General features: G+C 73.5%; 21 protein-coding genes. 15 read left to right on the forward strand and 6 right to left on the reverse strand.

What is annotated here, in order from left to right; translation table 11 throughout:
• Positions 1 to 210 precede the first annotated feature (210 nt).
• The 4 genes from DK419_RS10475 to DK419_RS10490 all read left to right on the forward strand — a co-directional run bounded on the left by DK419_RS10475 (position 211) and on the right by DK419_RS10490 (position 6443).
• Positions 211 to 2049 carry an ABC-F family ATP-binding cassette domain-containing protein gene (locus DK419_RS10475; protein WP_109959026.1) on the forward strand — a complete coding sequence of 613 codons (1839 nt, stop codon included), beginning with the start codon at positions 211 to 213 and terminating at the stop codon, positions 2047 to 2049.
• A 391-nt stretch (positions 2050 to 2440) separates the two neighbouring features.
• Positions 2441 to 4075: a porin gene (locus DK419_RS10480; protein WP_109959027.1), complete on the forward strand. Its 1635-nt coding sequence runs from the start codon at positions 2441 to 2443 to the stop codon at positions 4073 to 4075.
• Between the two features lie 189 nt (positions 4076 to 4264).
• Positions 4265 to 6142, forward strand: a complete 1878-nt coding sequence (locus DK419_RS10485) for an OmpA family protein (RefSeq protein ID WP_109959028.1) — start codon at positions 4265 to 4267, stop codon at positions 6140 to 6142.
• Positions 6143 to 6155: 13 nt separating this feature from the next.
• Positions 6156 to 6443, forward strand: coding sequence for a hypothetical protein (locus tag DK419_RS10490; protein WP_109959029.1), 288 nt, complete (start codon positions 6156 to 6158; stop codon positions 6441 to 6443).
• 4 nt (positions 6444 to 6447) lie between these two features.
• Here the strand turns inward: DK419_RS10490 and DK419_RS10495 are convergent, their stop codons facing one another.
• From DK419_RS10495 to DK419_RS10505, 3 genes are all read right to left on the reverse strand, one after another.
• Positions 6448 to 7641: an MFS transporter gene (locus tag DK419_RS10495; RefSeq protein WP_109959030.1), complete on the reverse strand. Its 1194-nt coding sequence runs from the start codon at positions 7639 to 7641 to the stop codon at positions 6448 to 6450.
• A gap of 96 nt (positions 7642 to 7737) precedes the next feature.
• Positions 7738 to 10023 (reverse strand): OmpA family protein, encoded by a 2286-nt coding sequence (locus tag DK419_RS10500; RefSeq protein WP_109959031.1) that lies wholly within the window; start codon positions 10021 to 10023, stop codon positions 7738 to 7740.
• 106 nt (positions 10024 to 10129) lie between these two features.
• Positions 10130 to 11152: a DUF2865 domain-containing protein gene (locus DK419_RS10505; protein WP_109959032.1), complete on the reverse strand. Its 1023-nt coding sequence runs from the start codon at positions 11150 to 11152 to the stop codon at positions 10130 to 10132.
• Positions 11153 to 11336: 184 nt separating this feature from the next.
• Between DK419_RS10505 and DK419_RS10510 the strand changes: the two genes are divergently transcribed.
• The 8 genes from DK419_RS10510 to guaB all read left to right on the forward strand — a co-directional run bounded on the left by DK419_RS10510 (position 11337) and on the right by guaB (position 19102).
• Complete coding sequence (locus tag DK419_RS10510) at positions 11337 to 11852, forward strand: CreA family protein (RefSeq protein ID WP_109959033.1); 516 nt, start codon at positions 11337 to 11339, stop codon at positions 11850 to 11852.
• Between the two features lie 190 nt (positions 11853 to 12042).
• Positions 12043 to 12888: a septum site-determining protein MinC gene (gene minC, locus DK419_RS10515; protein ID WP_208642302.1), complete on the forward strand. Its 846-nt coding sequence runs from the start codon at positions 12043 to 12045 to the stop codon at positions 12886 to 12888.
• Between the two features lie 148 nt (positions 12889 to 13036).
• Positions 13037 to 13852, forward strand: a complete 816-nt coding sequence (gene minD / locus DK419_RS10520) for a septum site-determining protein MinD (protein WP_109959034.1) — start codon at positions 13037 to 13039, stop codon at positions 13850 to 13852.
• Complete coding sequence (gene minE, locus DK419_RS10525; protein WP_048436217.1) at positions 13849 to 14109, forward strand: cell division topological specificity factor MinE; 261 nt, start codon at positions 13849 to 13851, stop codon at positions 14107 to 14109. The genes minD and minE overlap by 4 nt, the downstream gene beginning before the upstream one ends.
• A 98-nt stretch (positions 14110 to 14207) precedes the next feature.
• Positions 14208 to 15035 carry an SDR family NAD(P)-dependent oxidoreductase gene (locus DK419_RS10530; protein ID WP_109959035.1) on the forward strand — a complete coding sequence of 276 codons (828 nt, stop codon included), beginning with the start codon at positions 14208 to 14210 and terminating at the stop codon, positions 15033 to 15035.
• Complete coding sequence (locus tag DK419_RS10535) at positions 15032 to 15934, forward strand: alpha/beta hydrolase (RefSeq protein ID WP_109959036.1); 903 nt, start codon at positions 15032 to 15034, stop codon at positions 15932 to 15934. The genes DK419_RS10530 and DK419_RS10535 overlap by 4 nt, the downstream gene beginning before the upstream one ends.
• On the forward strand, positions 15931 to 17460 hold the full coding sequence (locus tag DK419_RS10540) for a flavin-containing monooxygenase (RefSeq protein WP_245442897.1): 1530 nt from the start codon (positions 15931 to 15933) through the stop codon (positions 17458 to 17460). The genes DK419_RS10535 and DK419_RS10540 overlap by 4 nt, the downstream gene beginning before the upstream one ends.
• Before the next feature lie 148 nt (positions 17461 to 17608).
• The gene (guaB, locus tag DK419_RS10545) at positions 17609 to 19102 is read left to right on the forward strand and encodes an IMP dehydrogenase (RefSeq protein WP_109959037.1); all 1494 of its coding nucleotides are present in this window, start codon (positions 17609 to 17611) and stop codon (positions 19100 to 19102) included.
• A 260-nt stretch (positions 19103 to 19362) separates the two neighbouring features.
• Here guaB and DK419_RS10550 read toward each other — a convergent pair whose 3' ends face one another.
• The 3 genes from DK419_RS10550 to DK419_RS10560 form a co-directional block, all read right to left on the reverse strand.
• The gene (locus DK419_RS10550) at positions 19363 to 19743 is read right to left on the reverse strand and encodes a cell division protein ZapA (protein WP_109959038.1); all 381 of its coding nucleotides are present in this window, start codon (positions 19741 to 19743) and stop codon (positions 19363 to 19365) included.
• Positions 19744 to 19783: 40 nt separating this feature from the next.
• Positions 19784 to 20071: a DUF4164 domain-containing protein gene (locus DK419_RS10555; RefSeq protein ID WP_109959039.1), complete on the reverse strand. Its 288-nt coding sequence runs from the start codon at positions 20069 to 20071 to the stop codon at positions 19784 to 19786.
• Between the two features lie 144 nt (positions 20072 to 20215).
• Positions 20216 to 21370: a GGDEF domain-containing protein gene (locus tag DK419_RS10560; RefSeq protein WP_109959040.1), complete on the reverse strand. Its 1155-nt coding sequence runs from the start codon at positions 21368 to 21370 to the stop codon at positions 20216 to 20218.
• A gap of 520 nt (positions 21371 to 21890) precedes the next feature.
• On the opposite strand from DK419_RS10560, the gene gap reads away from it, so the two are divergent.
• From gap to DK419_RS10575, 3 genes are all read left to right on the forward strand, one after another.
• Positions 21891 to 22898, forward strand: a complete 1008-nt coding sequence (gap, locus tag DK419_RS10565; protein ID WP_109959041.1) for a type I glyceraldehyde-3-phosphate dehydrogenase — start codon at positions 21891 to 21893, stop codon at positions 22896 to 22898.
• Between the two features lie 113 nt (positions 22899 to 23011).
• Positions 23012 to 23515, forward strand: coding sequence for a hypothetical protein (locus DK419_RS10570; RefSeq protein ID WP_245442898.1), 504 nt, complete (start codon positions 23012 to 23014; stop codon positions 23513 to 23515).
• 51 nt (positions 23516 to 23566) lie between these two features.
• A complete protein-coding gene (locus DK419_RS10575; protein ID WP_109962237.1) occupies positions 23567 to 24769 on the forward strand; it encodes a phosphoglycerate kinase in 1203 nt (400 codons plus the stop codon).
• The last annotated feature ends 35 nt before the right edge of the window (positions 24770 to 24804 follow it).

Consider the following 24804-nt stretch of genomic DNA (forward strand, 5'->3'; position numbering starts at 1 on the left):
GGCGGCTCCGGCGCTGGGTCTCGCGGCACCGGGGCAGCAATACTAGGCTCTAACCCGTCGCGGGAACGATGCAATCCGTCGGGGCCGGCGATGCGGACTTGCGCCTTGCCGAGGCTGACGCCTACGGCATCGTCTCGCGCAACACCGCAGTCATCCGGGTCTGCCAGCCCGGGCTCGCCTTTCCGCCGGCCCTGCCGTATCCCCCCGCCCATGGCCGCTCCTCCGCTCCTCACCCTCCAGGGCATCGCGCTCACCTTCGGCGGCACTCCGCTGCTCGCCGGCGCCGACCTGTCGCTCGCCCCCGGCGACCGCACCTGCCTCGTCGGCCGCAACGGCTCGGGCAAGTCGACCCTGCTCAAGGTCGCCGCCGGGCTGGTCGAGCCCGACCGGGGCGTGCGCTTCCTCCAGCCCGGCACGACCGTCCGCTACCTCGCCCAGGAGCCCGACTTCTCGGGGCACGCCACCACCCTGTCCTTCGTCGAGGCCGGGATGGGGCCGGGCGACGAAGTGTACCGGGCGCGCTACCTGCTCGAGAGCCTGGGGATGACCGGCGAGGAGGATCCGAGCCGGCTGTCGGGGGGCGAATCGCGCCGCGCGGCGCTCGCCCAGGCGCTGGCGCCCGAGCCCGACATCCTGCTCCTCGACGAGCCGACGAACCACCTCGACCTGCCGGCGATCGAGTGGCTCGAGGCCGAGCTGAAGGGCAGCCGCTCGGCGCTCGTGCTGATCAGCCACGACCGGCGCTTCCTCGAGGCGCTGTCGCGCTCGACCGTCTGGCTCGACCGCGGCACGACGCGGCGCCTCGAGCAGGGCTTCTCCGCCTTCGAGGGCTGGCGCGACCAGGTGTTCGAGGAGGAGGAGCGCGACCGTCACAAGCTCGACCGCAAGATCGCCGCGGAAGAGGATTGGCTGCGCTACGGCGTGACCGCGCGGCGCAAGCGCAACGTCAAGCGGCTCGCGGGCCTGCACGACCTGCGCCGCCAGGCCCGCGAGCATCGCGGCCCGGTCGGCGCCGCCACCCTGACGGTGAGCGAGGCCGAGGCCTCCGGCGCCCTGGTGGTCGAGGCCCGCGACGTCGCCAAATCGTATGGAAGCCGTCCGATCGTGCGCGACCTGTCCCTGCGCATCGCGCGCCGCGACCGCCTCGGCATCGTCGGCGCCAACGGCACCGGCAAGACCACGCTGGTCAACCTCCTCACCGGCCGCCTCCCGCCCGATTCGGGGGAGGTGAAGGTCGGGGCCAACGTCACCCTCAACCTCCTCGACCAGCGCCGCAGCGCGCTCGATCCCGAGCGCACCGTCGCGGACGTGCTGACCGGCGGGGGCAGCGACACCGTCCAGGTCGGCGGCCAGAGCCGCCACGTCGTCGGCTACATGAAGGACTTCCTGTTCTCGCCCGAGCAGGCGCGCACGCCGGTCCGCGTGCTCTCGGGCGGCGAGCGCAACCGGCTCCTGCTCGCCCGCGCCCTCGCGGAGGCCGGCAACCTCCTGGTGCTCGACGAGCCGACCAACGACCTCGACCTCGAGACCCTCGACCTCCTCCAGGAGATGCTCGGCGAGTATTCCGGAACCCTGATCCTGGTCAGCCACGATCGCGACTTCCTCGACCGCGTCGTCGACACCGTGCTGGTCTCGGAAGGGGAGGGGCGCTGGGTCGCCTATGCGGGCGGCTACAGCGACATGGTCGCCCAGCGCGGCGCCGGGGTGCAGGCGCGCGGCGTCGTGACGGCCAAGGGCGGCGGCAAGGACGAGGCCGCCAAGGAGGCCGCCAAGGAGGCCTCGAAGCCCGCCCCGGGCCGCCCGGCCGCCAAGCGCCGCCTCGGCTTCAACGAGCAGCACGAGCTCAAGACCCTGCCGACCCGCATGGCGGCGCTCGAGGGCAACCGGGCCAAGCTGCAGGCCGCCCTCGACGATCCGGCGCTCTACGCCCGCGATCCCGCCCGCTTCGAGGCGATCTCCCGCACCCTGGCGACGACCGAGGCCGACCTCGCCGCCGCGGAGGAGCGCTGGCTCGAGCTCGAGATGATGCGCGAGGAGCTCGAGGGTTGATTCGCCGCCTCGGCCGGAGGCCGGGCCGGGCCGGGCGGGGCGCCGCGACGGACCGGCGCCCCTCGAAGCGACGACAGGTAGACGCACGCGAGAAACAGTTCTCGGGCGCCAAGCCTTCCGATTTAGCTGACCCGCGTAAGCTTTCGTGGCGTCCGTGCAACATTCCGGTCGAAACCCGGCAACTCGGCGGTTCCGGATGCGGATGCCGGTTGATCCCCATCGGCGCCTCGCACATGGTGCCTCTGCACCGGGGACAACCCGGTGGGGTCCGGATGACATCCCTTCAGGGAGCGCCGGGCCGCAAGGGGATAAGAGTGGCGTGGTTCGGCTCCAGTAGGATCGTCGGGACACAGTCGTTCACCCCCAGGGTCTCGAAACTTTGGAGGTCTCGATGAAGCTCGTGAAGAGCCTTCTGCTGGGTTCGGCCGCCGGCCTGACCGTTGTTGCTGGTGCCCAGGCTGCCGATCTGCCGATCAAGAAGGCGGCGCCTGTTGAATTCGTTCGTGTCTGCTCGGCCTACGGCGCCGGCTTCTTCTTCGTCCCGGGCACCGACACCTGCCTGCGCGTCTCCGGCCGCGCCCGCTTCGAGGCCGGCTACTCGCAGGGCTATCAGCGCGGCGGCAACAACGGCGACCTGATGGGCTACCGCGGCCTCGGCCGCCTCAACCTCGACGCCCGCACGCAGACCGCCTACGGCACGCTGCGCGCCTTCGTCCGGTTCGAGCTCGCCTCCCGCACCGGCGCCTACCTGAACTCGGGCACGCAGCAGCGCATCGCCAACGCCTTCCCGGCGCTCGGCGTCGACACGTTCGGCCGCGCCCAGCAATACGTGAACGTCGACAAGGCCTTCATCCAGTTCGCCGGCCTCACCGCCGGTCGCGCGGCCTCGTTCTACGACTTCTACGCCCACGACTTCGAGATCATCGGCACCTCGCTCGGTTCCGACGTCGCCTCGACCAACCTGCTCGCCTACACGGCCACCTTCGGCCAGGGCTTCTCGGCGACGATCTCGATCGAAGATCCGACGTTCCGCAAGAACCCGCTGTTCGGCACCGCCACCGCCGGCAACGCGGCGAGCCAGTTCGCGGTCTTCACCGCCGCGGCCGCCAACCTGAGCCCGGTCATCGCCACCACCGCGGGCGGCGTGCCGATCGGCGAGGCGTTCTACGACCTGCGCCAGACCAACCGCATGCCCGACTTCGTCGGCGCGCTGCGCTACGACGCCGCCTGGGGCTCGGCCCAGCTGTCGGCCGCCGTGCACGAGCTGAACGCCCAGAACGCCACGAGCGTGCTGACCTTCGGCGGCGCCACGATCCCGGCCGGCACCGTCGTCACGCCCCGCGTCAACTCCGAGTACGGCTGGGCCGTGCAGGGCGGTCTGAAGTTCAACCTGCCCTTCATCGCTCCGGGCGATGCCCTGTACCTGCAGGGTTCGTACGGCGAAGGCGCCCAGATCTACACGGGTTACTCCCAGTACATCGGCACCTACACCGCCAGCGCCGGCAACACCCAGGGCTCGCCCTTCGCGACCTACTTCACCGACGCCGCCGTCAACCCGGTGACGGGCAAGATGGAGCTGTCGACCAGCTGGACGGTCGTCGGGTCGTACCTGCACTACTGGACCCCGGAAGTGCGCTCGGCGATCATCGGCAGCTACGGCGAGATGAGCTTCGGCCGCACCAGCCGCAACCTGCTCGGCGCGCTGAACTTCAACGGCCTCGGCAACCCGGTCAACAGCCCCGGCGCCTTCGCCTACAGCGCCGCCCTGCGCGACACCAGCCAGGTCGTAGCCGGCGCGAGCATCATCTGGTCGCCGGTCAAGGATCTCGATATCGGCGTCGAGGGTCTCTACAACCGCGTCGACCTCAAGGGCGGCCGCGTGGTCGACCAGAACAAGGCTCCGGGCCAGGTCCCGGTCGGCCTGAACGGTGCCGGCCTGCCGACCAACGCCGCCGGCGCGGTGCTGCCGACCACCAACTTCGCGGACACGTTCCAGGTCCGCATGCGCGTCCAGCGCGACTTCTAAGTCGCGGGTGCGGCCCCCTCGGGGGCCGCCGATGGACGGTCCTTCGGGGTCCCGGCGCGAGCCGGGGCCCTTTTTTCGTGGTGCAGCCGACGGCGTGTCGCGCCTTGCTGATGCCGGAAACCGGCGCCAGGGTGGCGGACACGCGCGAGGTTCAGGCCGCGCGTCACCTTTTCCGCGACGAGGTCCCTGGTGGCGATTCGCTCGATCGGCTGGCTCGCCGGCCTCCCCCTCCTGGCCGGCGCCTTCGTCGCCGCGACCGGCTGGGCCGAGCCGCGGCTCGAGGCCGCCCTGGAGGCGCCCGCCGGGGCCGTCGCGGCGGGCACCGGCCGCGACGGGGCCGAGCCGTGGCTGCGGGTCGAGGCCCGGGGCCGCGACCTCCTGGCGGGCGGCGAGGCGCCGGGGCAGGACGCCCTCGACGAGGCCCGCGCGGCGCTCAGCGCCCTCCCGGGCCATCGCCGGGTCGTCGACCGGCTCGGCCTCGTCGCGCCGGTCTCTCCCTTCACCTGGGCGGTCGTCCATCGCAGCGCCGACCGCCTCGACCTGATCGGGCACCGCCCGGCCGAGACCGGCCGCGCCGCCCTCGGCACGACGCTCGGCGCCGGGCTGCCCGCCGAGCTCGTCCTGCGCGACGCGACCCGGGCCGCCCGCGGCGCGCCGGAGGGGTTCTCCGAGGCCGCCCGCTTCCTCGTCGGGGTCGCCCGGCACCTGAAGCCCGGTGCCAGCGCGGCGATGAGCGACCGGATCCTCTCCGTCCGCGGCGAGGCGGCGGGCGTCGAGGCCTATGCCGGCCTCAGGGCCGACCTCGCCCGCCCGCCCGCGGGGTTCACGATCGGCGAGGTCGGGGTCGAGCCGGCCCTGGTCTCGCCCTTCGCCTGGTCGGCGAGCCGGGGCCCGGACGGCATCCGCCTCGACGGCTACACCGTGTCGGAGCGAGACCGGGCCGCGATCCTGGCCGCGGCGCGGCTCGCCGCCGACGGCGCCCCCGTGGTCGACGCGATGCGCACCGCCCGCGGCCTGCCTCCCGGGATCGACGCACGGGCGCTCGTCGACCGCGCCTTCGCGGCCCTGGCGCTGGTGCGGGAGGGGAGCGTCTCCCTCGACGGAGCGGCGCTGTCGATCCGGGGCTCGGCCGTCGACGCCCAGGCCGTGCGCGAGGCCGAGGCGCTGGTCGCCGCCCTGCCGCCGGGCGTCTCGCGCGGCGCATTCGACCTGACGGCGAGCCGGGTCTCGCCCTACCTGGTCACGGTCCGGCGCGGGCCCGACGCCTTCACCCTCACCGGCCACCTGCCGGATGCCGAGGCGCGCGGCGCGATCCGCGCCGCCTTGCGGCCCTACCTCTACGGCGAGCGGGTGATCGACCGCACGCGCCTCGCCGACGGTGCCCCGCCGGCCCTCCTCGAAGGTCTGACCGCGGGCATCGGGGCGCTCGGCCAGCTCGCCGAGGGGGAGGTCACGGTGCGCGACCAGAGCCTGCGCATCGCCGGGGACGGGCTCTACCCCGAGAGCGCCCGCCGGGTCGCCGCGGAAGCGGCGCGCCTCGCCCCGGCCGGCTGGCGGAGCGAGGTCGCGGTCGGGGCCCGCAGCGCGGGCCCGGTGCGGGACCCGGCGGCCTGCCGCGACACCTTCGCAGGCCTGGCGCGCGAGCCGAGCCTGCGCTTCGATCCCGGCAGCGCCGAGCTGAAGCCGGCCTTCTACCCCGTCCTCGACGAGGTCGCGGGCCTCGCCCGTGCCTGCCCGGGGGCCCGGATCGACGTGGCCGGCCACGACGACCCGCCCGGCACCGTCGTGCCGCAAGCCCCCAAGGAGGCCTCCACGCCCAAGGAAGCCTCCGCGCCCAAGGACGCGCCGAAAGGCAAGGCCGGGCTGAAGCCCGGCCGGCAGGCCGAGAAGCCCGCCGAGAAGTCCCCGGAGAAACCCTCCATGCCCGATCCCGGCCTGCCGCAGCGGCGGGCCGCCGCGATCGTCGATTACCTGCTCAAGGCCGGCATCCCGGCCGACCGGATCGCCGCCGCGCCCTCCGAGACCCCCGGCGACCGCCGGGCGGTCGCCTTCGGCTTGCGCTCCTGAGGGACGTCTCGACGTGCTGCTCCTCGCCTCCGTCGCCTGGCCGGGCATCCTCGCGGGCCTCCTGATCGGCGCCGGCACCGGATGGTGGGCCGGCCCACCCGCGACCCGGGGACCGCGCCTCGCCGCCGCCCTCGTCGCGCTCCTGGCGCTCGCCGCCGCGGCGGCGGCGCTCGCCGGCCTCGTCCCCGGACCGCTCGCGGTGCCGGGGCGGGACGGCTTCCGCGTCGAGATCGCGTCCCTGATGCTGGCGGCCTACCTCGCCGGCTGCGTCCTCGGGGCGCTGCTGCCGCGGCGGGCGTGAGACGTCAGGCCGGCTCCGGCAGCCGGGCGAGCCGGAGGGCGACCAGGAAGGCGGCGAGGTACAGGGCGCCGACGAAGCCGACGACGCCGTGCCAGCCGGCATGGGCGAAGAACCAGCCCCCGGCGGTGCCGGCCACCGACGAGCCGAGATAGTACAGGCACAGGTAGGTCGACGAGGCCTGTGCCCGGTGGTGCAGGGCCCGGCGCCCGACCCATCCGCTCGCCACCGAGTGGGCGCCGAAGAACCCGATCGTCGCCACCACGATGCCGGCGACGATGAGGCCTAGGCTCTCCGCCGCCGTCAGGGCGATGCCAGCGAGCCCGACCGCGATGGCGAGCCACAGCACCCGGCGCCGGCCGAGAAGCCCCGCGGCGTGCCCGACCAGGGTCGAGGAGGCCGTGCCGGCGAGGTAGACGACGAAGATCGCCGCGACGGCGCTCTGGCTCAGGGAATAGGGCGGGGCGAGCAGCCGGAAGCCGACGTAGTTGTAGAGCGTGACGAAGCCGCCCATCAGCAGGAAGGCCTCCGCGTAGAGCCAGGGCAGCCCGGCATCGCGCCAATGGCCGAGGAAGGTGCCGGGCACCGCCCGCCACGGCAGCGGGCGGGCGAGGAAGCGCGACGAGGCCGGCAGGAAGCGCCAGAACGCCAGCGCCGCCGCGAGCGCCAGGAGCCCGAGCACCGCGAGGGCGACGCGCCAGCCGTAATGGTCGGTGAGCACGCCGCTCAAGAGGCGCCCGGTCATGCCGCCGAGCGAGTTGCCGCTGACGAGGAGCCCCATGGCGAGGCCGATCGCCCGGCCGTGCATCTCCTCGGCGAGGTAGGCCATCGCCACCGCCGGCACGCCGCTCATGGCGAGGCCGGCGAGCGCCCGCACGGCGAGGAAGCTCGACCAGGTCGGCATGCAGGCGGCGACGAGGGTGAGGAGCGCCGAGGCGAGGAGCGAGGCCAGCATCACCGGCTTGCGGCCCCAGACCTCCGACAGCGGCGAGACGACGAGCATCGCCACCGCCAGGAGCCCGGTCGCGAGCGACAGGGACAGGCTGCTCGCCGCCGGCGTGACGCCGAACACCTCGGCGAAGACCGGCAGCAGCGGCTGCACCGCGTAGAGCACCGCGAAGGTGGAGAAGCCGGCCGCGGCGAGCGCCAGGGCGCTGCGCCGGAAGGCCGGGGTCCCGATCTCGATGCCGCCGCTCTCCATCCGCCGGTCCCCCGCGCTCACGAGGTCCCGCAGGTGCCGGAGGCGCGCCGGCCGGTCAACGGCCGGGCCGCCCCGCGCGGGGCGGCCCGGGGCAGGTCAGCGCTGCTGCGGCGTCTGCGGCTGCTGGGCCTGCTGCTGGATCAGCGGGGTGATGCGGCGCACGGTGACGCGGCGGTTCTCCCGCGAGGGGCCTTGCGTGTTCACCTTCAGGTACTGCTCGCCGTAGCCCTGGGTCGTCAGGTTCTCCGGCGGCACCTTGAAGTCGCGGGTCAGCACCTCCGCCACCGACTGGGCGCGCCGGTCGGAGAGCGAGAGGTTGTCGACGTCGCTGCCGACCGCGTCGGTGTAGCCCTCGATCAGGAATACCTCCTGCGGGTTGTTCTGGACCGCCTGGTTGATCGCCGCCGCGATGGTGGCGAGGCGGCGGGCCTGGTCGGGCGAGACCTCCCACGAGCCGGTGTCGAAGGTGATCGTGTCGATGTCGACGCTGCGCATCCGGGCGCGCAGGGTCGGGCTGTAGCGCACCTGGTCGAGGGTGTAGCGCCGCTCGACGGGTGCGACCGGCGGGGCGGTGAGCGCCTCGTAGATCGCGCCCTCGTCGGCGCGGTCGGCCTCGACTACGTAGCGGTCGCGGGGGATACGGATGTCGGGCGGGGGCAGCACCACCACGTCCTGCTGGAACGACCGCGGCGGGCCGCCATAGGCGTTGTCGATCAGAACCACCTCGCGTCCGTCCGGCCCGCGGCGGTAGCGCCGCAGCAGCCGGCCGTCGTCGTCCACCACCGTGAAGACCTGGTAGCCGCCGGGGCGGTCGATGATCGTCACGGTGTCGCGGCCGCGGCGCTCGACGCGGGCGTCGCGGTCGAGCAGGCGGAAGCGCTCGGTCTCGTCGTGGCGCAGGTAGTAGCGGTCGTCGTCGCGCACGATCACCCGGCCGGGCTCGCGGATGATCAGCCGCCCGCCCTCGTTGAACTCGCGCCGGGCGCGGCGCACGTCCTCGTAGCTGCGCACGTCGACGTCGCTGCGCCGGAAGCCGCCCGGCACGTAGTCCGGTGCGTCGCGACGGTAGCCGCCGGGCAGGTCGCCGCGGTCGTCGAAGCCGCGGCGATCGCTGCCCCGGCGATCGAAGTCGCGGCGGTCGTCGTCGCGCCGGTCGGGATCGCGGCGATCCGGGTCGCGCCGGTCGAAGTCACGCCCGTCGCGGCGATCGAGGTCGCGCCGGTCCTGGTCACGCCGGTCCTGATCGCGCGGATCGCGGCGGTCGAGGTCGCGGCCGTCACGGCCGTCGGGTCCGGCCCCGCCGGGCACGAAGGGACGGCCGGGCACGCCGGGCTGCTGGTTCGGCGGGAGCGGTGCACCGGTGGGGCCGGCGCCTGGCGCGTCGGGCCGGCCCGGTCCGCGACCGGGCTGGGTCTCGCCGGCCGGCGGGCGATTCAGCTCGCCGGGGGCGACAGCCGGCGGGGTCGGCCGGCCCGGGGCAGGGGGCTGACCCGGTGTCGGAGCCTGTCCCGGTGCGGGGGGCTGTCCGGGGCCGCGCTGGGCCGGACCGCCCGGCGCGTCGGGACCGCGGCGCTCCTCGCGCGGCTCGGGCCGCGCGTCGGGGGTCGGGCGTTCGCGCGGGTCGGGGCGCCCGGCCGGACCGCGGTCCTGCGGCTGCGGACGGCCGGGCTCCTCGCCGCGACGGTCCGGGCGGTCGGGCCGGGCATCCGGGGCCGGGCGCTCGCGCTGGTCGGGCCGTCCTGCGGGCCCACGATCCTGCGGCGGCGGTGTGCGGCCGGGCTCCTCGCCGCGCGGAGCGCGGGGCTCCGGCCGCTGCTGCGGCTCCTGGCGCTCCTGACGCTCACGCGGTTCCTGGCGCTCGCGCGGTTCCTGCCGGTCCGGACGTCCCTGCGGGCCGCGTTCCTGCGGGTCGGGCCGCTCTTGGCGCTGCCGCGGCTCGGGGCGTTCGCGAGGCTCCTGCCTCTCGCGAGGTTCCTGCCTCTCGCGGGGCTCCGGCCGCTCGCGGGGCTCTGGCCGCTCGCGTTGCGGCTCGGGGCGTTCCTGGCGAGGCTCGGGCCGCTCGCGCGGCTCGGGCCGGGGCGCGGCGCGCTCCGGCCGAGGCTCGGGCCGTTCCTGCCGGGGTTCGGGACGTTCCTGCCGGGGCTCGGGCCTCTCGCGCGGCCCGCCGCCGCCGGGACCGCCCCGTTCGCCGCCCGGTCCACCCGGACCGCCGCGCTCGCCGCCCGGTCCCGGCCCGCCGGGGCCGCCCCGCTCTCCCGGTCCGCCCTGGGCGAGCCGGATCACGTCGTCACCCCGCGCCGCCACCTGGCTCGCAAGAAGGGGCTGGAGCAGCAGCGCCGGCAGGATCGTGCCGGTCAGCAGCAGCGCGCGGGCAGAGCGCATCAGGGAACCTCTCGTCCGTCGTCGGTCCCTTCGAACAGCGTGACGGCGAGTTGGTTCCCCAAAACGGTCCCTTGGGTCAGCCGCGGTCGCCCGGTCTCGCGAGGTCCTACGGCGTCGCGACCGGGGCGGCGCCGGGGGCCGGGACGGCGGTCACCGCGGCCTGGGGTCCGTCCGCCTTCGCGGTGAGCGGCACCGGGATCAGGTTGGGGGCGATGATCCGCACGGCGGGGCGCTCGTCGGGGCCCGCCGGGCGGGCGGCCTCGGCGGCCTCCTCCTCGACCCGGGTCGCCGCGGTGGCGGCCAGCGTCGCCGCGGCCCGGTCGGCGCGGCCGACCAGGGTCAGGCGCACCTTCGGCCGCGACATCGCCTCGGCCTGGGCCGGGGTGACGAAGATGTCGCCCTTGTGGCGCACCAGCATGCTCTCGGCCTTGACCAGGGCCTGGGCCCAGGTCTGCGTCCCCTTGCACGAGCAGTTCGGGACGAACGCCTTCTGGAACTTGAACGCGTTCGGCAGGGCCGAATAGGCGCGCTTGGACTGGACCGCCGCGGCCTGGGTCAGGCCGTTGTCGGAGGGCGGCATCGAGTAGGCGGCGGCCTCGGCGCCGGGGCAGAGCGCCTGGCACATCTCGTCGGCGCCCTCGCGCCCGTCGGGGAGGTTCGGCATCGGGAAGTAGGCGCCGTCGCACATCCGCACGCAGATCACCTGCGAGCCGCCGCGGCCGAACCCGTCGGCCGGCTTGGATTGCAGCGCGGCGGGGCTCGGCAGGCCGGTGCAGGCGTCCTTCACCGCGGCGATGAGCTGCTCGCGCCGCGCGGTCGAGACCTCCCGGGCCCCGGAGCCGTAGCCGGCGTTGAGGGCGCGGATGCGCTGCTCGACCTGGGCGCATTGCGGCGGCCGCATGTCGAAGAACAGGAAGCGCCCGCCCTCGCAGCCGATCGACTGGCGATAGGCGACGAGCTGCTGGATCTCCTCGATCTGGCCGCGGTTCGAGTCCCGCTGCAGGCCGGCGAGCTCGGCGCGGAAGCGCTGGCAGGCGGCCGCGTTGGGCTCGGCCAGGGCAGCCTGGCACAAGGAAAGGGTCGCAAGGACGCCGGCGATGAGCCGGACCGTGAGGCGGAGCAGCGGCATGGCGTTCGGGGGACCGACCGGTATGCGGGGACGACCGCCCGGGGGGGCGGCGGACGAGAACGAGCTGCCCCGCGCGCGGAAGCGCTAAGCGTGGCTGGGCGGGACCGGATCGTTCTAGCCGCCCTCGCCGCCGCGCGACAGCCTCCCTACATACGTTAACCTTGATTGCGGAGAGGTTGACGCGATGGTGTGGCGGCGGAGTCTCACGGTGCTCTGGGCGGGGGTATGCCTCGGGGCAGCCACCGGCGCAGGCCTCGCGCAGGAGCCGGACCGGATCTTCGACAAGTCCACGGTCTGGCGGCCGCTGACCCCCAACGACAAGCTCGTGGTCTACGGCATCGACGACCCGGACGTGGCCGGCGTCGCCTGCCACTACACCCAGCCCGAGAAGGGTGGCATCAAGGGCACGCTCGGCCTCGCCGAGGAGGTCTCGGACATCTCGCTCTCCTGCCGCCAGGTCGGGCCGGTCAAGTTCAAGGGCAAGATCAAGCAGGGCGAGGTCGTGTTCAGCGAGCGCCGCTCGCTGATCTTCAAGAGCATGCAGATCGTGCGCGGCTGCGACGCCAAGCGCAACACCCTGATCTACATGGTCTACTCCGACAAGGTGGTGCAGGGTTCGCCGAAGAACTCGACCTCGACGGTGCCGCTGATGCCCTGGGGCACCGAGCCGCCGCCGAAATGCGGCGACTTCATGGGTTGAGCCCGCATCGTCGATCGACACCGCGACATCGGGGGCCTGCGCCGGCGCGGGCCCCGTTTTCATGCCCGACGATCCGCCCGGATGCTCGCGGCCCACCGCCTCGACCGCTGTGGCCCGCCGGCCCGCCCTTCGTCGAAATCCTGACGGCGCCGGGGCCCATTAACGATCCGGTAACCACGATGCGCGCTTCATGGCGTTCGGTAACAACTCGTCAACCGCCGTGACCAGCATCAGCCTCACACGCCCCTCCCTCCCGCTGCGCGGCCGCTCCTTCCGGGCGCTCGTGCTCGCGCCGGAGACGCCGCTCGGCGACTGGTTCTCGCACCTGGACACCCTGGTGCAGCGCTCGCCGACGCTCTTCTCCGAGCGCCCCGTGATCCTGGACGTCTCGGGCCTGGCCAAGCCCCCGCGGGGAGACCTCTCCCCCCGGGGAGACGCGGCCGGACCCGGGGCGGCCGAGCCCGCCGAGGACCGCGACGATGAATCGGCGGCGACGCCGGACATCGCCGGCCTCGTCGACGAGCTCAAGCAGCGCGGCATCCGCATCATGGGCGTCGAGAAGGCCGAGCCGGCCTGGCTCGGCCCGGCGCTGCCGCCGCTCCTCAGCGGCGGCCGCCCGGCCGAGATGGCGGCCCCGGCCGAGGACGCTCCGAAGCCCGAGGCTACCAAAGCGCCCGAGCCCAAGGCGCCCGAGCCGCCCTGCAAGCCGAACTCCCTCGTCCTCGAGACGCCGCTGCGCTCCGGCCAGTCGGTCTATCATCCCGAGGGCGACGTGACGGTGATGGGCTCGGTGGCCTCCGGCGCCGAGATCCTGGCCGGCGGCTCGATCCACGTCTACGGGGCCCTGCGCGGCCGCGCCATCGCGGGGGCGGGCGGCAACCCCCGGGCCCGCATCTGCTGCCGCAAGTTCGAGCCCGAGCTGATCGGCATCGACGGCCTGTTCCGCACCGCCGACACCACCGACCCGAAGCTGCGCAAGAAGGCGGTCCAGGTCTGGCTCGAGGGCGAGACCCTCCGGATGGCCGCCCTGGACTGACCGCGACACGAGACGACCGGGCGGGGGCCGCGGGCGATGCCGCCCCGACCCGCCCGGCGGAACGACGACCGAACAACCCCGCACGCGCGCGGGCCGGACCACGATCCGGACGCCGCCTCATCCCGACCGCTCTGGGGGGAGCATCAGAATGGCCAAGATCATAGTGGTGACGTCCGGCAAGGGCGGCGTGGGCAAGACCACCACGACGGCGGCGCTCGGCGCCGCCCTCGCCCAGACCGGCCAGAACGTCTGCGTCGTCGACTTCGACGTCGGCCTGCGCAACCTCGACCTCATCATGGGGGCCGAGCGCCGCGTCGTCTACGACCTCATCAACGTGGTCCAGGGCGACGCCAAGCTCCCCCAGGCCCTCATCCGCGACAAGCGCCTCGACACCCTCTCGCTGCTTCCCGCCTCGCAGACCCGCGACAAGGACGCGCTCACCGACGACGGCGTCGCCCGGGTGATCGGGGAACTCCGCGAGAAGTTCGACTGGGTGATCTGCGACAGCCCGGCCGGCATCGAGCGCGGCGCGACGCTGGCCATGCGCCACGCCGACATCGCGGTGGTGGTGACGAACCCCGAAGTGTCCTCGGTGCGCGATTCCGACCGGATCATCGGCCTGCTCGATTCGAAGACCGAGCGCGCCGAGAAGGGCGAGCGGCTCGACAAGCACCTGATCCTCACCCGCTACGACCCCGGCCGGGCCGAGCGCGGCGAGATGCTGAAGATCGACGACGTCCTGGAGATTCTGTCGATCCCGCTGCTGGGCGTGATCCCGGAGAGCGAGGAGGTACTGAAGGCCTCGAACCTCGGCAGCCCGGTGACGCTGAACGCGCCCCAGAGCGCCCCGGCCCGGGCCTACGCGGACGCCGTGCGCCGCCTCAAGGGCGAGACCGTCGAGATGGTCGTGCCGTCCGAGCGGCGGTCGATCCTGGGCAAGCTGTTCACCCGGAGGGCGGCATGAACCTGCTGAGCTTCCTGTCGCGGCGCGGGACGGCGCCGGTGGCGCGCGAGCGCCTGCAGATCCTGCTGGCGCACGAGCGCACCGCCTTCGGCAACTCGGACCTGGTGGCGACCCTGCGCGAGGAGATCCTGGCGGTGATCGCCAAGCACGTCGCGATCGACCAGGACAAGGTGAAGATCACCATGGAGCGGGGCAACTCCGTCTCCACCCTGGAGATCGACGTCGAGCTGCCGAAGACGCTCCACCGCGCGGCCTGAGCGGCCGCGCGTCTCCGCCACCGTCTCTTAGCGCGACCTCTTGCGCTCTCGTCCCGCCCGGGCGATTCAAGCGTATCGGGGCCGGACGGAGCGTGCTGTTGGCGGACGCCTTCCCACTGCAGGACAAGCTGGCCCTGGTCACCGGGGCCGGCAGCGGCATCGGCGCGGCGCTGAGCCTCGGCCTCGCCCGACGGGGCGCCCGCCTCGTCCTCGTCGACCGCGACCCCGAGGGGATCGCCCGCACCGAGGCGGCCGTGCGGGCCCTCGGGCGCGAGGTCGGCACCCACCTCCTCGACCTGACCGACGTCGACGGCATCGCGGCCCTGCCCGGGGCGGTCGCCTCCCGGCACGGGCCGCTCGATCTCCTGATCAACAATGCCGGCGTGGCGCTGGCCGGCCGGTTCGCCGACGTCGAGCTCGCCGATTTCGACTGGCTGATGGACGTGAACTTCCGCGCCGTGGTGCGGATGACCCACGCCTTCCTGCCCGTCCTCGAGGGCCGGCCGGCGGCGCAGATCGTCAACCTGTCGAGCCTCTACGGCATCGTCGCCCCGCCGGGCCAGGCCGCCTACGCGGCGAGCAAGTTCGCGGTGCGCGGCTTCTCCGAGGCGCTGCGGCACGAATATGCCGGCACGAATCTCGGCATCAGCGTGGTGCATCCGGGGGGGGTGGCCACCGCCATCGCCCGCAGCGCCCGGGCCGGACCGCGCCTCGATCCCGCCGAGGTCGCCAGGGGCAAGGACGCCGCCGAGCGCTTCCTGCGCCTGTCGCCCGAGGCGGCGGCGACGCGCATCCTGCACGGCATCGCCCGGCGCGAGCCCCGCATCATCGTCGGCCGCGACGCCGCCCAGGTGGCGCTGATCCAGCGCCTGATGCCGGTGCGCTACTGGTCGCTGCTCGCCCGCGCCATGGAGCGAACCACATGACGAGCCTGCGCGCCCATGTCTTCAACTGGATCATCCGTTGGCAGGTGCGGCCGAAGATCGCCCGGGCCGGCGGCGACGTCGCGGCGATCCGGCGGGTCATGAACCAGGCGAGCTTCCCCGATCTCCCCGGCCTCGACTTCCGCGCGGGCGAGGTCGGGGGGGTGCCCGGCGAGTGGGTCGCGCGCCCGGACCTGGCGCCGGACGCCCCGCGCCTGCTCTACCTGCACGGCGGCGGCTTCATCGCCTGCTCGCCCCGCACCCACCGGCCCCTCACCGGCGGCTTCGCCGCGCGGGGCTTGCGGGTCTTCTGCCCCGATTACCGCCTCGCCCCCGAGCACCCGTTCCCGGCGGCCCTCGACGACGCCGTCGCCTGCTGGTCCGCCTTCGCGGCGGCGGGGCCGGCCGGCGTCGCGGGCGATTCCGCCGGCGGCAACCTGGCGCTGGCGCTGATGCTGCGGGCGCGCCGGGACGGGCTGCCGCTCCCCGACGCCGCAGTGCTGTTCTCGCCCTCGACCGACATGCTGGGCCGGGGCGACTCGATGCGCACCAATGCCCGCCGCGACGCGATGTTCGAGCCCGACAAGCTCCAGCACCTCGTCGACCTCTACCTCGCCGGGCACGACCCCGAGGACCCGCTCGCCTCGCCGGTCAACGGCGATCCCGCCGGCCTGCCGCCGCTGCTGTTCCACGTCGGGGCCCGGGAGGTCCTGCGCGACGATTCCGTCCGATTCGCCGAGAAGGCGAGGCGGGCGGGCGTCGACGCCACCGTGAAGGTCTGGCCGGTGGTGCCCCACGTCTGGCAGCTCGCCCACGGGTTCCTGCCGGAGGGGCGCCGCTCCCTGTCCGAGGCCGCCGCCTTCCTGAAGGCGCATGCCGGGGTGCCGGAGGCGGTCCGGTGACGCAGGACGCGGATCCGCAACGGGCGCCCTGGCCGGACGAGCCCCTCGACCTCCTGGTGATCGGAGCCGGCTTCTCCGGCCTCGCCATGGCGATCCGCGCCCGGCAATCCGGGATCGGGAGCCTGTTCGTGGTCGAGAAGGCCGACGCGGTCGGCGGCACCTGGCACGAGAACACCTATCCGGGCGCCGCCTGCGACATCCCGGCCCATCTCTACGCGCTGTCCTTCGCCCCGAAGACCGACTGGAGCCGGACCTATGCCGGCCAGCCCGAGATCGCCGCCTACCTGCGCGAGCTGGTCGAGCGGTTCGGCTTGGGGAACCACCTCTCCCTCTCCACCACCGTCACCGGCGCGGTCTGGGACGGGACGCGGGCCCTGTGGCGGGTCGAGACCGATCGCGGCCCGCTGGAGGCCCGGGTGCTGGTCTCCGGCATGGGAGCCCTCCATCACCCCGCGATCCCGGCGATTCCCGGCCTGTACACCTTCCTGGGCGCGCTGTTTCACACCTCGTCCTGGAATCACGGCGTCGCGCTCGCGGGCAAGCGCGTCGGGATCGTCGGCACGGGGGCGAGCGCGATCCAGGTCGTGCCGGCCATCGCCCCGGAGGTCGGGCGGCTCGTGCTGTTCCAGCGCACGCCGCCCTGGGTGATGCCGCGCAACGACCGGCCGATCGGCCGGCGGATGCAGGCGCTCCTGCGCCGCCTGCCGCCGGCCCGCCGCGCCCTGCGGAGCGTCCAGTTCTGGGTGCGGGAGGCCCGCGCCGCCCTCGGCTTCATCCGGGTCTCGCGGCTCACCCGCCTCGCCGAGGCCGCGAGCCGGCACCACCTGCGCCGGCAGATCGCCGATCCGGCCTTGCGCGCCAGGCTCGCCCCGCCCTACCGCCTCGGCTGCAAGCGGGTGCTGATCTCCGACGACTACTACCCGGCCCTGACCCGGCCGAACGTGACGCTGGAGACCGGCACCATCCGGACCGTCACGCCCGACGGCGTGACGATGACGGATGGGCGCCACCATCCCCTCGACGTGCTGGTGCTGGCCACCGGCTTCGACGTCACCGCCTCGCTCGCCCGGGTGCCGGTGGTCGGCCGCGACGGGCTGATCCTGGCGCGGGCCTGGGGCGAGCGGGTGGCGGCGCATCGCGGGATCGCGCTCGCCGGCTTCCCGAACTTCTTCATGCTGCTCGGCCCCAATACGGGACTGGGCCACAACTCCGTGGTGCTGATGATCGAGGCGCAGGTCGAGTACGTGCTCGCCTGCCTCGCCGAGATGAGGACGCGCGACCTCGCGGCGATCGAGCCGACGCCCGAGGCGCAGGCGCGCGACCTCGCCGCCCTCGAGGCGCGGCTCGCGGGCAGCATCTGGCAGCAGGGCGGCTGCGCCTCCTGGTACCAGGATGCGCACGGGCGCAACGTCGCGCTCTGGCCCGGCACCGTCGTCGCCTACCGGCGGGCGATGCGGGCGCCGGATTGGGACGAATTCGTCCTCACCCCGGCGGGTGGCCGGGCGGGCGGCGCGCAAGAGGCGTGAATCGCATCGCTGCGCTGCGGCGATAGCGCTTTGCGCCCGTCACACACGCGTGCTATCGGCCGGTGCCAACTCAAGCCAGGCACGACGCCCGGCGCGACGCCGATCCGGCGGCTTCCCCACGGGCGCCGCACGCACCAGGAGTTGGTTCATGGCCCGCATCAGTACCGATACGATCATCGAGGGCCTGACCTTCGACGACGTCCTGCTCCGTCCCGCCGCCTCCTCGGTGATGCCGGCCGAGGTGAGCCTGGGCACGCGGCTCACCCGCACGATCAAGCTCAACATGCCGATCATCGCCTCGGCGATGGACACGGTGACCGAGGCCCGGATGGCCATCGCGATGGCGCAGAACGGCGGCCTCGGGGTGATCCACCGCAACCTCGAGCCGCCGGAGCAGGCCGAGCAGGTCCGCCTCGTCAAGAAGTACGAGTCCGGCATGGTGCTCAACCCGATCACCATCCACCCGGACGAGACCCTGGCCGACGCCTACGGGCTGATGCGCCACCACGGCATCTCGGGCATCCCGGTGGTCGAGCGCGGCCCCAACGGCTCGCGCGGCAAGCTCGTCGGCATCCTGACCAACCGCGACACGCGCTTCGCCACCGACCAGAGCCAGCCGATCTCCGAGCTGATGACCCGCGACCGGCTGATCACCGTGCGCGAGGGCGTGACCCAGGACGAGGCCAAGCGCCTGCTGCACCAGTTCCGCATCGAGAAGCTGCTCGTCGTCGACGACCACTACCGCTGCATCGGCCTCATCACCGTCAAGGACATCGAGAAGCAGGTCGCCTACCCGAACGCCGTCAAGGACGAGCAGGGCCGCCTGCGGGTCGCCGCCGCGACCACGACGGGGGAGGGCGGCTTCGAGCGGGCCGAGCGCCTGATCGATGCCGGCTGCGACGTGATCGTGGTCGACACCGCCCACGGCCACTCGGCCAAGGTGCTGGAGAGCGTGCGCCGGGTGAAGACCCTGTCGAACGCCGTGCAGGTCATCGCCGGCAACGTCGCGACGCGCGAGGGCGCCCAGGCGCTGATCGATGCCGGCGCGGACGCGATCAAGGTCGGCATCGGCCCGGGCTCGATCTGCACCACCCGCATCGTCGCCGGCGTCGGCGTGCCCCAGCTCACCGCCATCATGGAGGCGGTCGAGGCCGGCAACCAGGCCGACGTGCCGGTGATCGCCGACGGCGGCATCAAGTACTCGGGCGACCTCGCCAAGGCGATCGCCGCCGGGGCCTCGGTGGCGATGCTGGGCTCGCTCCTCGCTGGCACCGACGAGGCGCCGGGCGAGGTGTTCCTGTACCAGGGCCGCTCGTACAAGAGCTACCGCGGCATGGGCTCGGTCGGCGCCATGGCGCGCGGCTCGGCCGACCGCTACTTCCAGGCCGAGGTCAGCGACACCCACAAGCTCGTCCCCGAGGGCATCGAGGGCCAGGTTCCCTACAAGGGCCCGGTCGCGGCGGTGCTGCACCAGCTCGCCGGCGGGCTTCGCGCCGCCATGGGCTATGTCGGCGCCCCGTCGATCCCGGAGATGCAGGAGAAGGCGCAGTTCATCCGCATCACCAATGCGGGCCTGCGCGAGAGCCACGTCCACGACGTGACGATCACCCGGGAGAGCCCGAACTATCCGGGGCGGGTCTGAGAACCGGGTCGCCTCACGGGCAGGCGGCCCGAATTTCGTCGAATGGGCCGGCTGCATCGGCCGGCCCAACCCATCATCCCACCTTCCACCTCATCCTGAGGTGCCGGAGCGAAGCGGAGGCCTCGAAAGGAGGGCTCCAGGGATCGCAGAGAGTTCCGGAGCCCTCCTTCGAGGCTGCGCGATCTTCGATCGCCCAGCACCTCGGGATGAGGTCGCGAGTAGGATGACGGCCGGCCCCCGGGGACGGATGAGCGTTCCGCTCAGCCCCCCTGCGATCCGCCCGGCGCCGATCCCAGCCTCTTCGCCAGGCGCTCGATCCGCTCGGCGGTGCGCTGGACGGTCTCGGCCAGGCGCGCCTCGGCGCCCTCGCGCTCGGCGGTGCCGGCCTGGGTCGAGTCCCGCAGGGCCGCGGTCTCGCGCTCCATCGCCTCCATCCGGCGCCTGGTCTCGGCGAGCTCGTCCGCGAGGGTCAGCGCCGCCATCACGTGCAGGCGCATGTCGCCGATCTCGCCGAAGGCCTTGCGCATGTCGCCGATGCGGGCGTCGAAGCTCGCGGCCAGCCCCTCGAGGTGGCTCTCCTCGCCCTCGCCGCAGGCCATGCGGTAGGTCTTGCCGGCGATGGTGACCGTCACTTGAGGCATCGCCCCCTCCTCGAACGCATGAAACGCCAGTCCAGGGACTTCAGCCCTCGCCCCGCTCGCCCGAGCGGCCGAGCACGTCCTCGACGGTGCCGATGGCCCGGCCGAGGCGGTGGTCGACGTCCTCGGTCACCGCCTGCATCTCGGACAGGCGCGCCGTCGCCCCGTCGAGCTCCGCGGCCAGGCGGGCCCGGTCGTCGCGCATGATCTCCAGCTCGGTCTCGAGGTCGCTGTGGCTGCGCTCCGCGTCGAGCCGGCGCGCCACCGCGGATTCGAGCAGGGCCACCGAGGCTTCGAGGCGGCGCAGCGCTTCCTCCACCGCTGCGGTCATGCTCACCTCCGAGAATACGCCGACCACGAGAAACGCCGACTGAGAACGCGGGAATACGTGGCGGAAACCCTAAAGGCCAGGACCGCGCCTCGCAATCGCCGTGCCGGCGGACGGTGGTGACGTGCTGGGGAGTGCGGGGACGATTCAGGCCGCCGCCGCCACCTCGAGCCGGTTCCGCCCGCCCGCCTTGGCGCGGTAGAGCGCGCGGTCGGCGGCCGAGAGCAGGACCGAGAGGTCGTCGAGGCCGGGCCGCGCCGCCGCGAGGCCGACGCTGACGGTCGCGGCGATGCCGGGCCCCTCGCCCTGCGCCGCCGCGACCGCGAAGCGGCGGGCGATCTCCTCGCCCGTCCGCCGCGCCGCGGCGATGTCGAGCCCCGGCAGCAGGGCGGCGAACTCCTCGCCGCCGAGCCGGGCGACCAGGGCGTCCGGCCCGGCGATCCGGCGAGCGGTGTCGGCGAACAGCCGCAGCACCCCGTCGCCGGCGGCGTGGCCGTGGCGGTCGTTGATCGACTTGAAGTGGTCGAGGTCGAAGGCGAGCAGGGCCGCCGGGCGGTCCGGGGCCCGGTCCCGGAGCAGCCGCGCGCCCTCCTCGAAGAAGCCGTGTCGGTTGGAGAGGCCGGTGAGGTAGTCGGTGCGCGAGGCCGCCAGGGCGTCCGCCTGCGCCTCCTCGCGCACCAGCGCGATCAAGCCCATCGGCATCGCGACCGAGTAGAGCACGCCCTCGTACATCGTGATCTTGCCGAACAGCGGCAGCAGCGCCTCGCCGTAGGCCGCGACGAGGATCGGGGCGAGGAGCGCGCGCGCCAGGTAGAATACGCCGTGCCCGGCCGCGATCGCGACGACGACCGGCCGCGAGCGCAGGTTCCGGGCGGTGCGGCTGCGCAGGAGCGCCCGGGCCGTGAGCCCGCTGGCGAGCGCGATCGGGGCCGAGGCGACGTAGACCCAGAAGGCCTGCGGGTAGCGGACGCCGAGGGTCAGCCAGAGGAGGCCCAGCAGGGCGAGGAGCGCGGCCGGGAGCCGGAGCCCGACCCGACCGTCGAGCCGGGCGACGCCGTGCAGGACCATCAGGTAGCCCGTGACGAACAGGAGGTTGGCAACCCCCCAGCCGGCAAAGCCCGGGAAATGCGCGCGGTTCATCGCCACGAGGCAGCCCGCCGCGAAGGCCAGGTAGGCGCCGGCCCAGATCCCGAGTTCGCGCGCCCGCCGGGGATGGGCCTGGCGCTCCCACACCGTCATCGCGACGGCCACCAGCAGCGTCCCGACGGTGAGGTAATAGAGGGTGGGAAGATCGATCTGCATCGTTGTCGTCACCTGCGCCGATCGATCTACGGGCGATCAAGCGCAATTTTGGTTACAGATCCGATGGTCTCTCACCCGACACGTCGCCATGGTTAAGGCGCGGCTGACCGGTTCTCGACGATTCGACGACCCCGCGAGGGCGCCGGGCCCGGGGAGACGACCCTGCCTTCCGCCCCGGGCGACCGGGTTTTCCCCAAGCTGGCCCCCGGGTTTGACACGCCCCGGTGCCATGTTAGGAAGCCGGCGCCCCGCCAGGCGGCCGTCGCCGGCGGACAGACGGAATACGAGCTGCCGTGACGCCTCCCGTGCCCCCCGCCAGCGCCGTCCCCGAAGGGACGGCCGGCGCGTCCGGGGCGGCGAGCGCAGCGAGGGCCCCCGGCCCGATCCGACCCTCCTCGATCATCCCCGACACGCGCCGCGCCGGCCCATCCCGCGCGGCCCGCCTCGCCGCGGGGCCCAGCCGCCCCGGCTCCCTCCGCCCCGCAACCCCCGAACACCCATTCCCCAAGGGAGAGAACACATGACGGTCAAGGTCGCCATCAACGGCTTCGGACGCATCGGCCGCAACGTCCTGCGCGCCATCAAGGAGGCCGGCCGCACCGACATCGAGGTCGTGGCCATCAACGATCTCGGCCCGGTCGAGACCAACGCCCACCTGCTGCGCTTCGATTCGGTCCACGGCAAGTTCCCCGGCACCGTCTCGGTCGAGGGCGACCACATCGTGGTCGACGGCCAGCGCATCCGGGTCACCGCGATCAAGAACCCGGCCGAGCTGCCCCACCGCGAGCTCGGCGTCGACATCGCGATGGAGTGCACCGGCATCTTCACCTCGAAGGACAAGGCCAAGCTCCACCTCGAGGCCGGCGCCAAGCGCGTCCTCGTGTCCGCTCCCGCGGACGGCGCCGACCTCACGGTCGTCTACGGCGTGAACCACGACAAGCTGACGGCCGACCACCTGGTGGTCTCCAATGCCTCGTGCACCACCAACTGCCTCGCCCCGGTCGCCAAGGTGCTCAACGACGCCGTCGGCATCGAGCGCGGCTTCATGACCACGATCCACTCCTACACCAACGACCAGCCGTCGCTGGACCAGATGCACAAGGACCTCTACCGGGCCCGCGCCGCGGCCCTGTCGATGATCCCGACCACCACCGGCGCCGCCAAGGCCGTCGGCCTGGTGCTCCCGGAGCTGAACGGCCGTCTCGACGGCACCTCGATCCGCGTGCCGACCCCGAACGTCTCGGTCGTCGACTTCAAGTTCAATTCCAAGCGCGCCACCTCGGTCGCCGAGATCAACGAGGCGATCAAGGCGGCGGCGAACGGCCCGCTCAAGGGCGTGCTCGGCTTCACCGAGGCCCCGAACGTCTCGATCGACTTCAACCACGATCCCCACTCCTCGACCTTCCACATCGACCAGACCAAGGTCATGGACGGCACCTTCGTGCGCGTGCTGACCTGGTACGACAACGAGTGGGGCTTCTCGAACCGCATGGCCGACACCGCCATCGCGATGGCGAAGCTCATCTGACGCGGCAGACGCGACCGGCCGGCCCCTCCCGGGGGCCGGCCTTCGTTTTCGGGGCGGGCCCGTTGCGGGACCGCCCCCGCTCACCTCCAGGATTCGCCCCCGAGGATCCGCCGATGACCGACGCCGCGCCCTCCACACGCCCCGCGAACGCCGCCGACGCCGCCCTGCTGCAGGGGCAGACCCCGACCGCCGCGCCGCCGAACGCGGCGACCGCCGTCCCGGCTCCCGTCCCGCCGAATCCCGTCCCTCCCGGGGGTCCCGCCCAGCCCGATGCCCCCGCCCGGGTCGCCGTCGCGCTGCCCAGCCAGGTGGCGGACCAGCTCGCCCGCATCGAGGACAAGGCCTCGCGGATCGAGGACAAGTACGCCCGCTCCGAGGCGCTGCTCGGCCGGGTCGAGGACCGCGTCGAGGCGGCCGGCGCCCGCATGAACGAGGCCGCCCGCCAGTCCGATCTCGCGGCCCTGCGCTCCGAGGTCCGGGCCCTGTCCGAGCGCACCCGCGGCCTGCCCGGCCTCGGCGCGCTGATGCTGACCGCCTTGGTCACCGCGTTGCTGACGGTGGCGCTGACCCTGGTGGCGCAGCGCCTCAACCTCCAGGGCCTGATCCCGCTGCGCTGATTTCCGCGCGCCGATACCCCGCCATTCCCAGCTTGCAAGGTGCCCCCGCCGATGACCCGTTTCCGTACCCTCGACGATGCCGGCGACCTGAAGGGCAAGCGCGTCCTCGTGCGCGTCGATTTCAACGTGCCGATGGACCAGGGCCGCGTCACCGACGCCACCCGCATCAAGCGCGTGCTGCCGACCCTCACCGAACTCGTCGAGGCCGGCGCCAAGGTGATCCTGCTCGCGCATTTCGGCCGCCCGAAGGGCAAGCCGGTCGCCGCCGAATCCCTGCGCCCGATCGCCGAGGCCACCGCCAAGGAACTCGGCCGCCCGGTCGCCTTCGCGGAGGATTGCATCGGCGAGACCGCCGCCGCCGCCGTGGCGGCGCTGAAGGACGGCGACGTCCTGATGCTGGAGAACACCCGCTTCCACGCCGGCGAGGAGAAGAACGACAAGGCCTTCGTCGAGGCTTTGGCCGCGAACGGCGACGTCTACGTCAACGAGGCCTTCTCGGCCGCCCACCGGGCGCACGCCTCGACCGAAGGCCTCGCCCACGTGCTGCCGGCCTATGCCGGGCGCCTGATGCAGGCCGAGCTCGACGCGCTCACCAAGGGCCTCGAGGCCCCGGCCCGGCCGGTGGTGGCGATCGTCGGCGGCTCCAAGGTCTCGACCAAGATCGACCTCCTGAAGAACCTCGTCGCCAAGGTCGACGCCCTGGTGATCGGCGGCGGCATGGCCAACACCTTCCTGCACGCCGCCGGCCTCGGCGTCGGCAAGTCGCTCTGCGAGCGCGACCTCGCCGGCACCGCGCAGGCGATCATCGAGGCGGCGCGGGAGAAGAACTGCGCAATCATCCTGCCGGTCGACGGCGTGGTGGCCGAGGAGTTCAAGGCCGGCGCGCCCCACCACACCTACGGGGTCGACGCGATTCCCGACAACGGCATGATCCTCGACATCGGGGGCCTGTCGGTCGACCGGATCTCGGCGGCGATCGACGATGCCAGGACCCTGGTGTGGAACGGCCCCGTCGGCGCCTTCGAGATCGCGCCCTTCGACCAGGGCACGGTGGCGGCGGCCCGCCACGCGGCTTCCCGCACCAAGGCCGGCAAGCTCGTCTCGGTGGCGGGCGGCGGCGACACGGTGGCGGCGTTGAACCATGCCGGCGTGTCGGAGGACTTCACCTACATCTCGACCGCCGGCGGCGCCTTCCTCGAGTGGCTCGAGGGCAAGCCGCTCCCGGGCGTCGACGCGCTGCGCCAAAAAGCTTGAGGGTTCCATTCAGGTCGGCAGGGTTATGACGCCCG

The organism is Methylobacterium terrae (assembly GCF_003173755.1).
Classification (GTDB): Bacteria; Pseudomonadota; Alphaproteobacteria; order Rhizobiales; family Beijerinckiaceae; genus Methylobacterium; species Methylobacterium terrae.

Bases quoted from the DNA above. Each gene is read 5' to 3' on its own strand.
- DK419_RS10475 (WP_109959026.1), top strand. From the start codon at position 211: ATGGCCGCTCCTCCGCTCCTCACCCTCCAGGGCATCGCGCTCACCTTC.
- DK419_RS10480 (WP_109959027.1), top strand. From the start codon at position 2,441: ATGAAGCTCGTGAAGAGCCTTCTGCTGGGTTCGGCCGCCGGCCTGACC.
- DK419_RS10495 (WP_109959030.1), bottom strand. From the start codon at position 7,641: ATGGAGAGCGGCGGCATCGAGATCGGGACCCCGGCCTTCCGGCGCAGC.
- DK419_RS10500 (WP_109959031.1), bottom strand. From the start codon at position 10,023: ATGCGCTCTGCCCGCGCGCTGCTGCTGACCGGCACGATCCTGCCGGCG.
- DK419_RS10505 (WP_109959032.1), bottom strand. From the start codon at position 11,152: ATGCCGCTGCTCCGCCTCACGGTCCGGCTCATCGCCGGCGTCCTTGCG.
- DK419_RS10510 (WP_109959033.1), top strand. From the start codon at position 11,337: ATGGTGTGGCGGCGGAGTCTCACGGTGCTCTGGGCGGGGGTATGCCTC.
- minC (WP_208642302.1), top strand. From the start codon at position 12,043: ATGGCGTTCGGTAACAACTCGTCAACCGCCGTGACCAGCATCAGCCTC.
- minD (WP_109959034.1), top strand. From the start codon at position 13,037: ATGGCCAAGATCATAGTGGTGACGTCCGGCAAGGGCGGCGTGGGCAAG.
- minE (WP_048436217.1), top strand. From the start codon at position 13,849: ATGAACCTGCTGAGCTTCCTGTCGCGGCGCGGGACGGCGCCGGTGGCG.
- DK419_RS10535 (WP_109959036.1), top strand. From the start codon at position 15,032: ATGACGAGCCTGCGCGCCCATGTCTTCAACTGGATCATCCGTTGGCAG.
- guaB (WP_109959037.1), top strand. From the start codon at position 17,609: ATGGCCCGCATCAGTACCGATACGATCATCGAGGGCCTGACCTTCGAC.
- DK419_RS10550 (WP_109959038.1), bottom strand. From the start codon at position 19,743: ATGCCTCAAGTGACGGTCACCATCGCCGGCAAGACCTACCGCATGGCC.
- DK419_RS10555 (WP_109959039.1), bottom strand. From the start codon at position 20,071: ATGACCGCAGCGGTGGAGGAAGCGCTGCGCCGCCTCGAAGCCTCGGTG.
- DK419_RS10560 (WP_109959040.1), bottom strand. From the start codon at position 21,370: ATGCAGATCGATCTTCCCACCCTCTATTACCTCACCGTCGGGACGCTG.
- gap (WP_109959041.1), top strand. From the start codon at position 21,891: ATGACGGTCAAGGTCGCCATCAACGGCTTCGGACGCATCGGCCGCAAC.
- DK419_RS10570 (WP_245442898.1), top strand. From the start codon at position 23,012: ATGACCGACGCCGCGCCCTCCACACGCCCCGCGAACGCCGCCGACGCC.
- DK419_RS10575 (WP_109962237.1), top strand. From the start codon at position 23,567: ATGACCCGTTTCCGTACCCTCGACGATGCCGGCGACCTGAAGGGCAAG.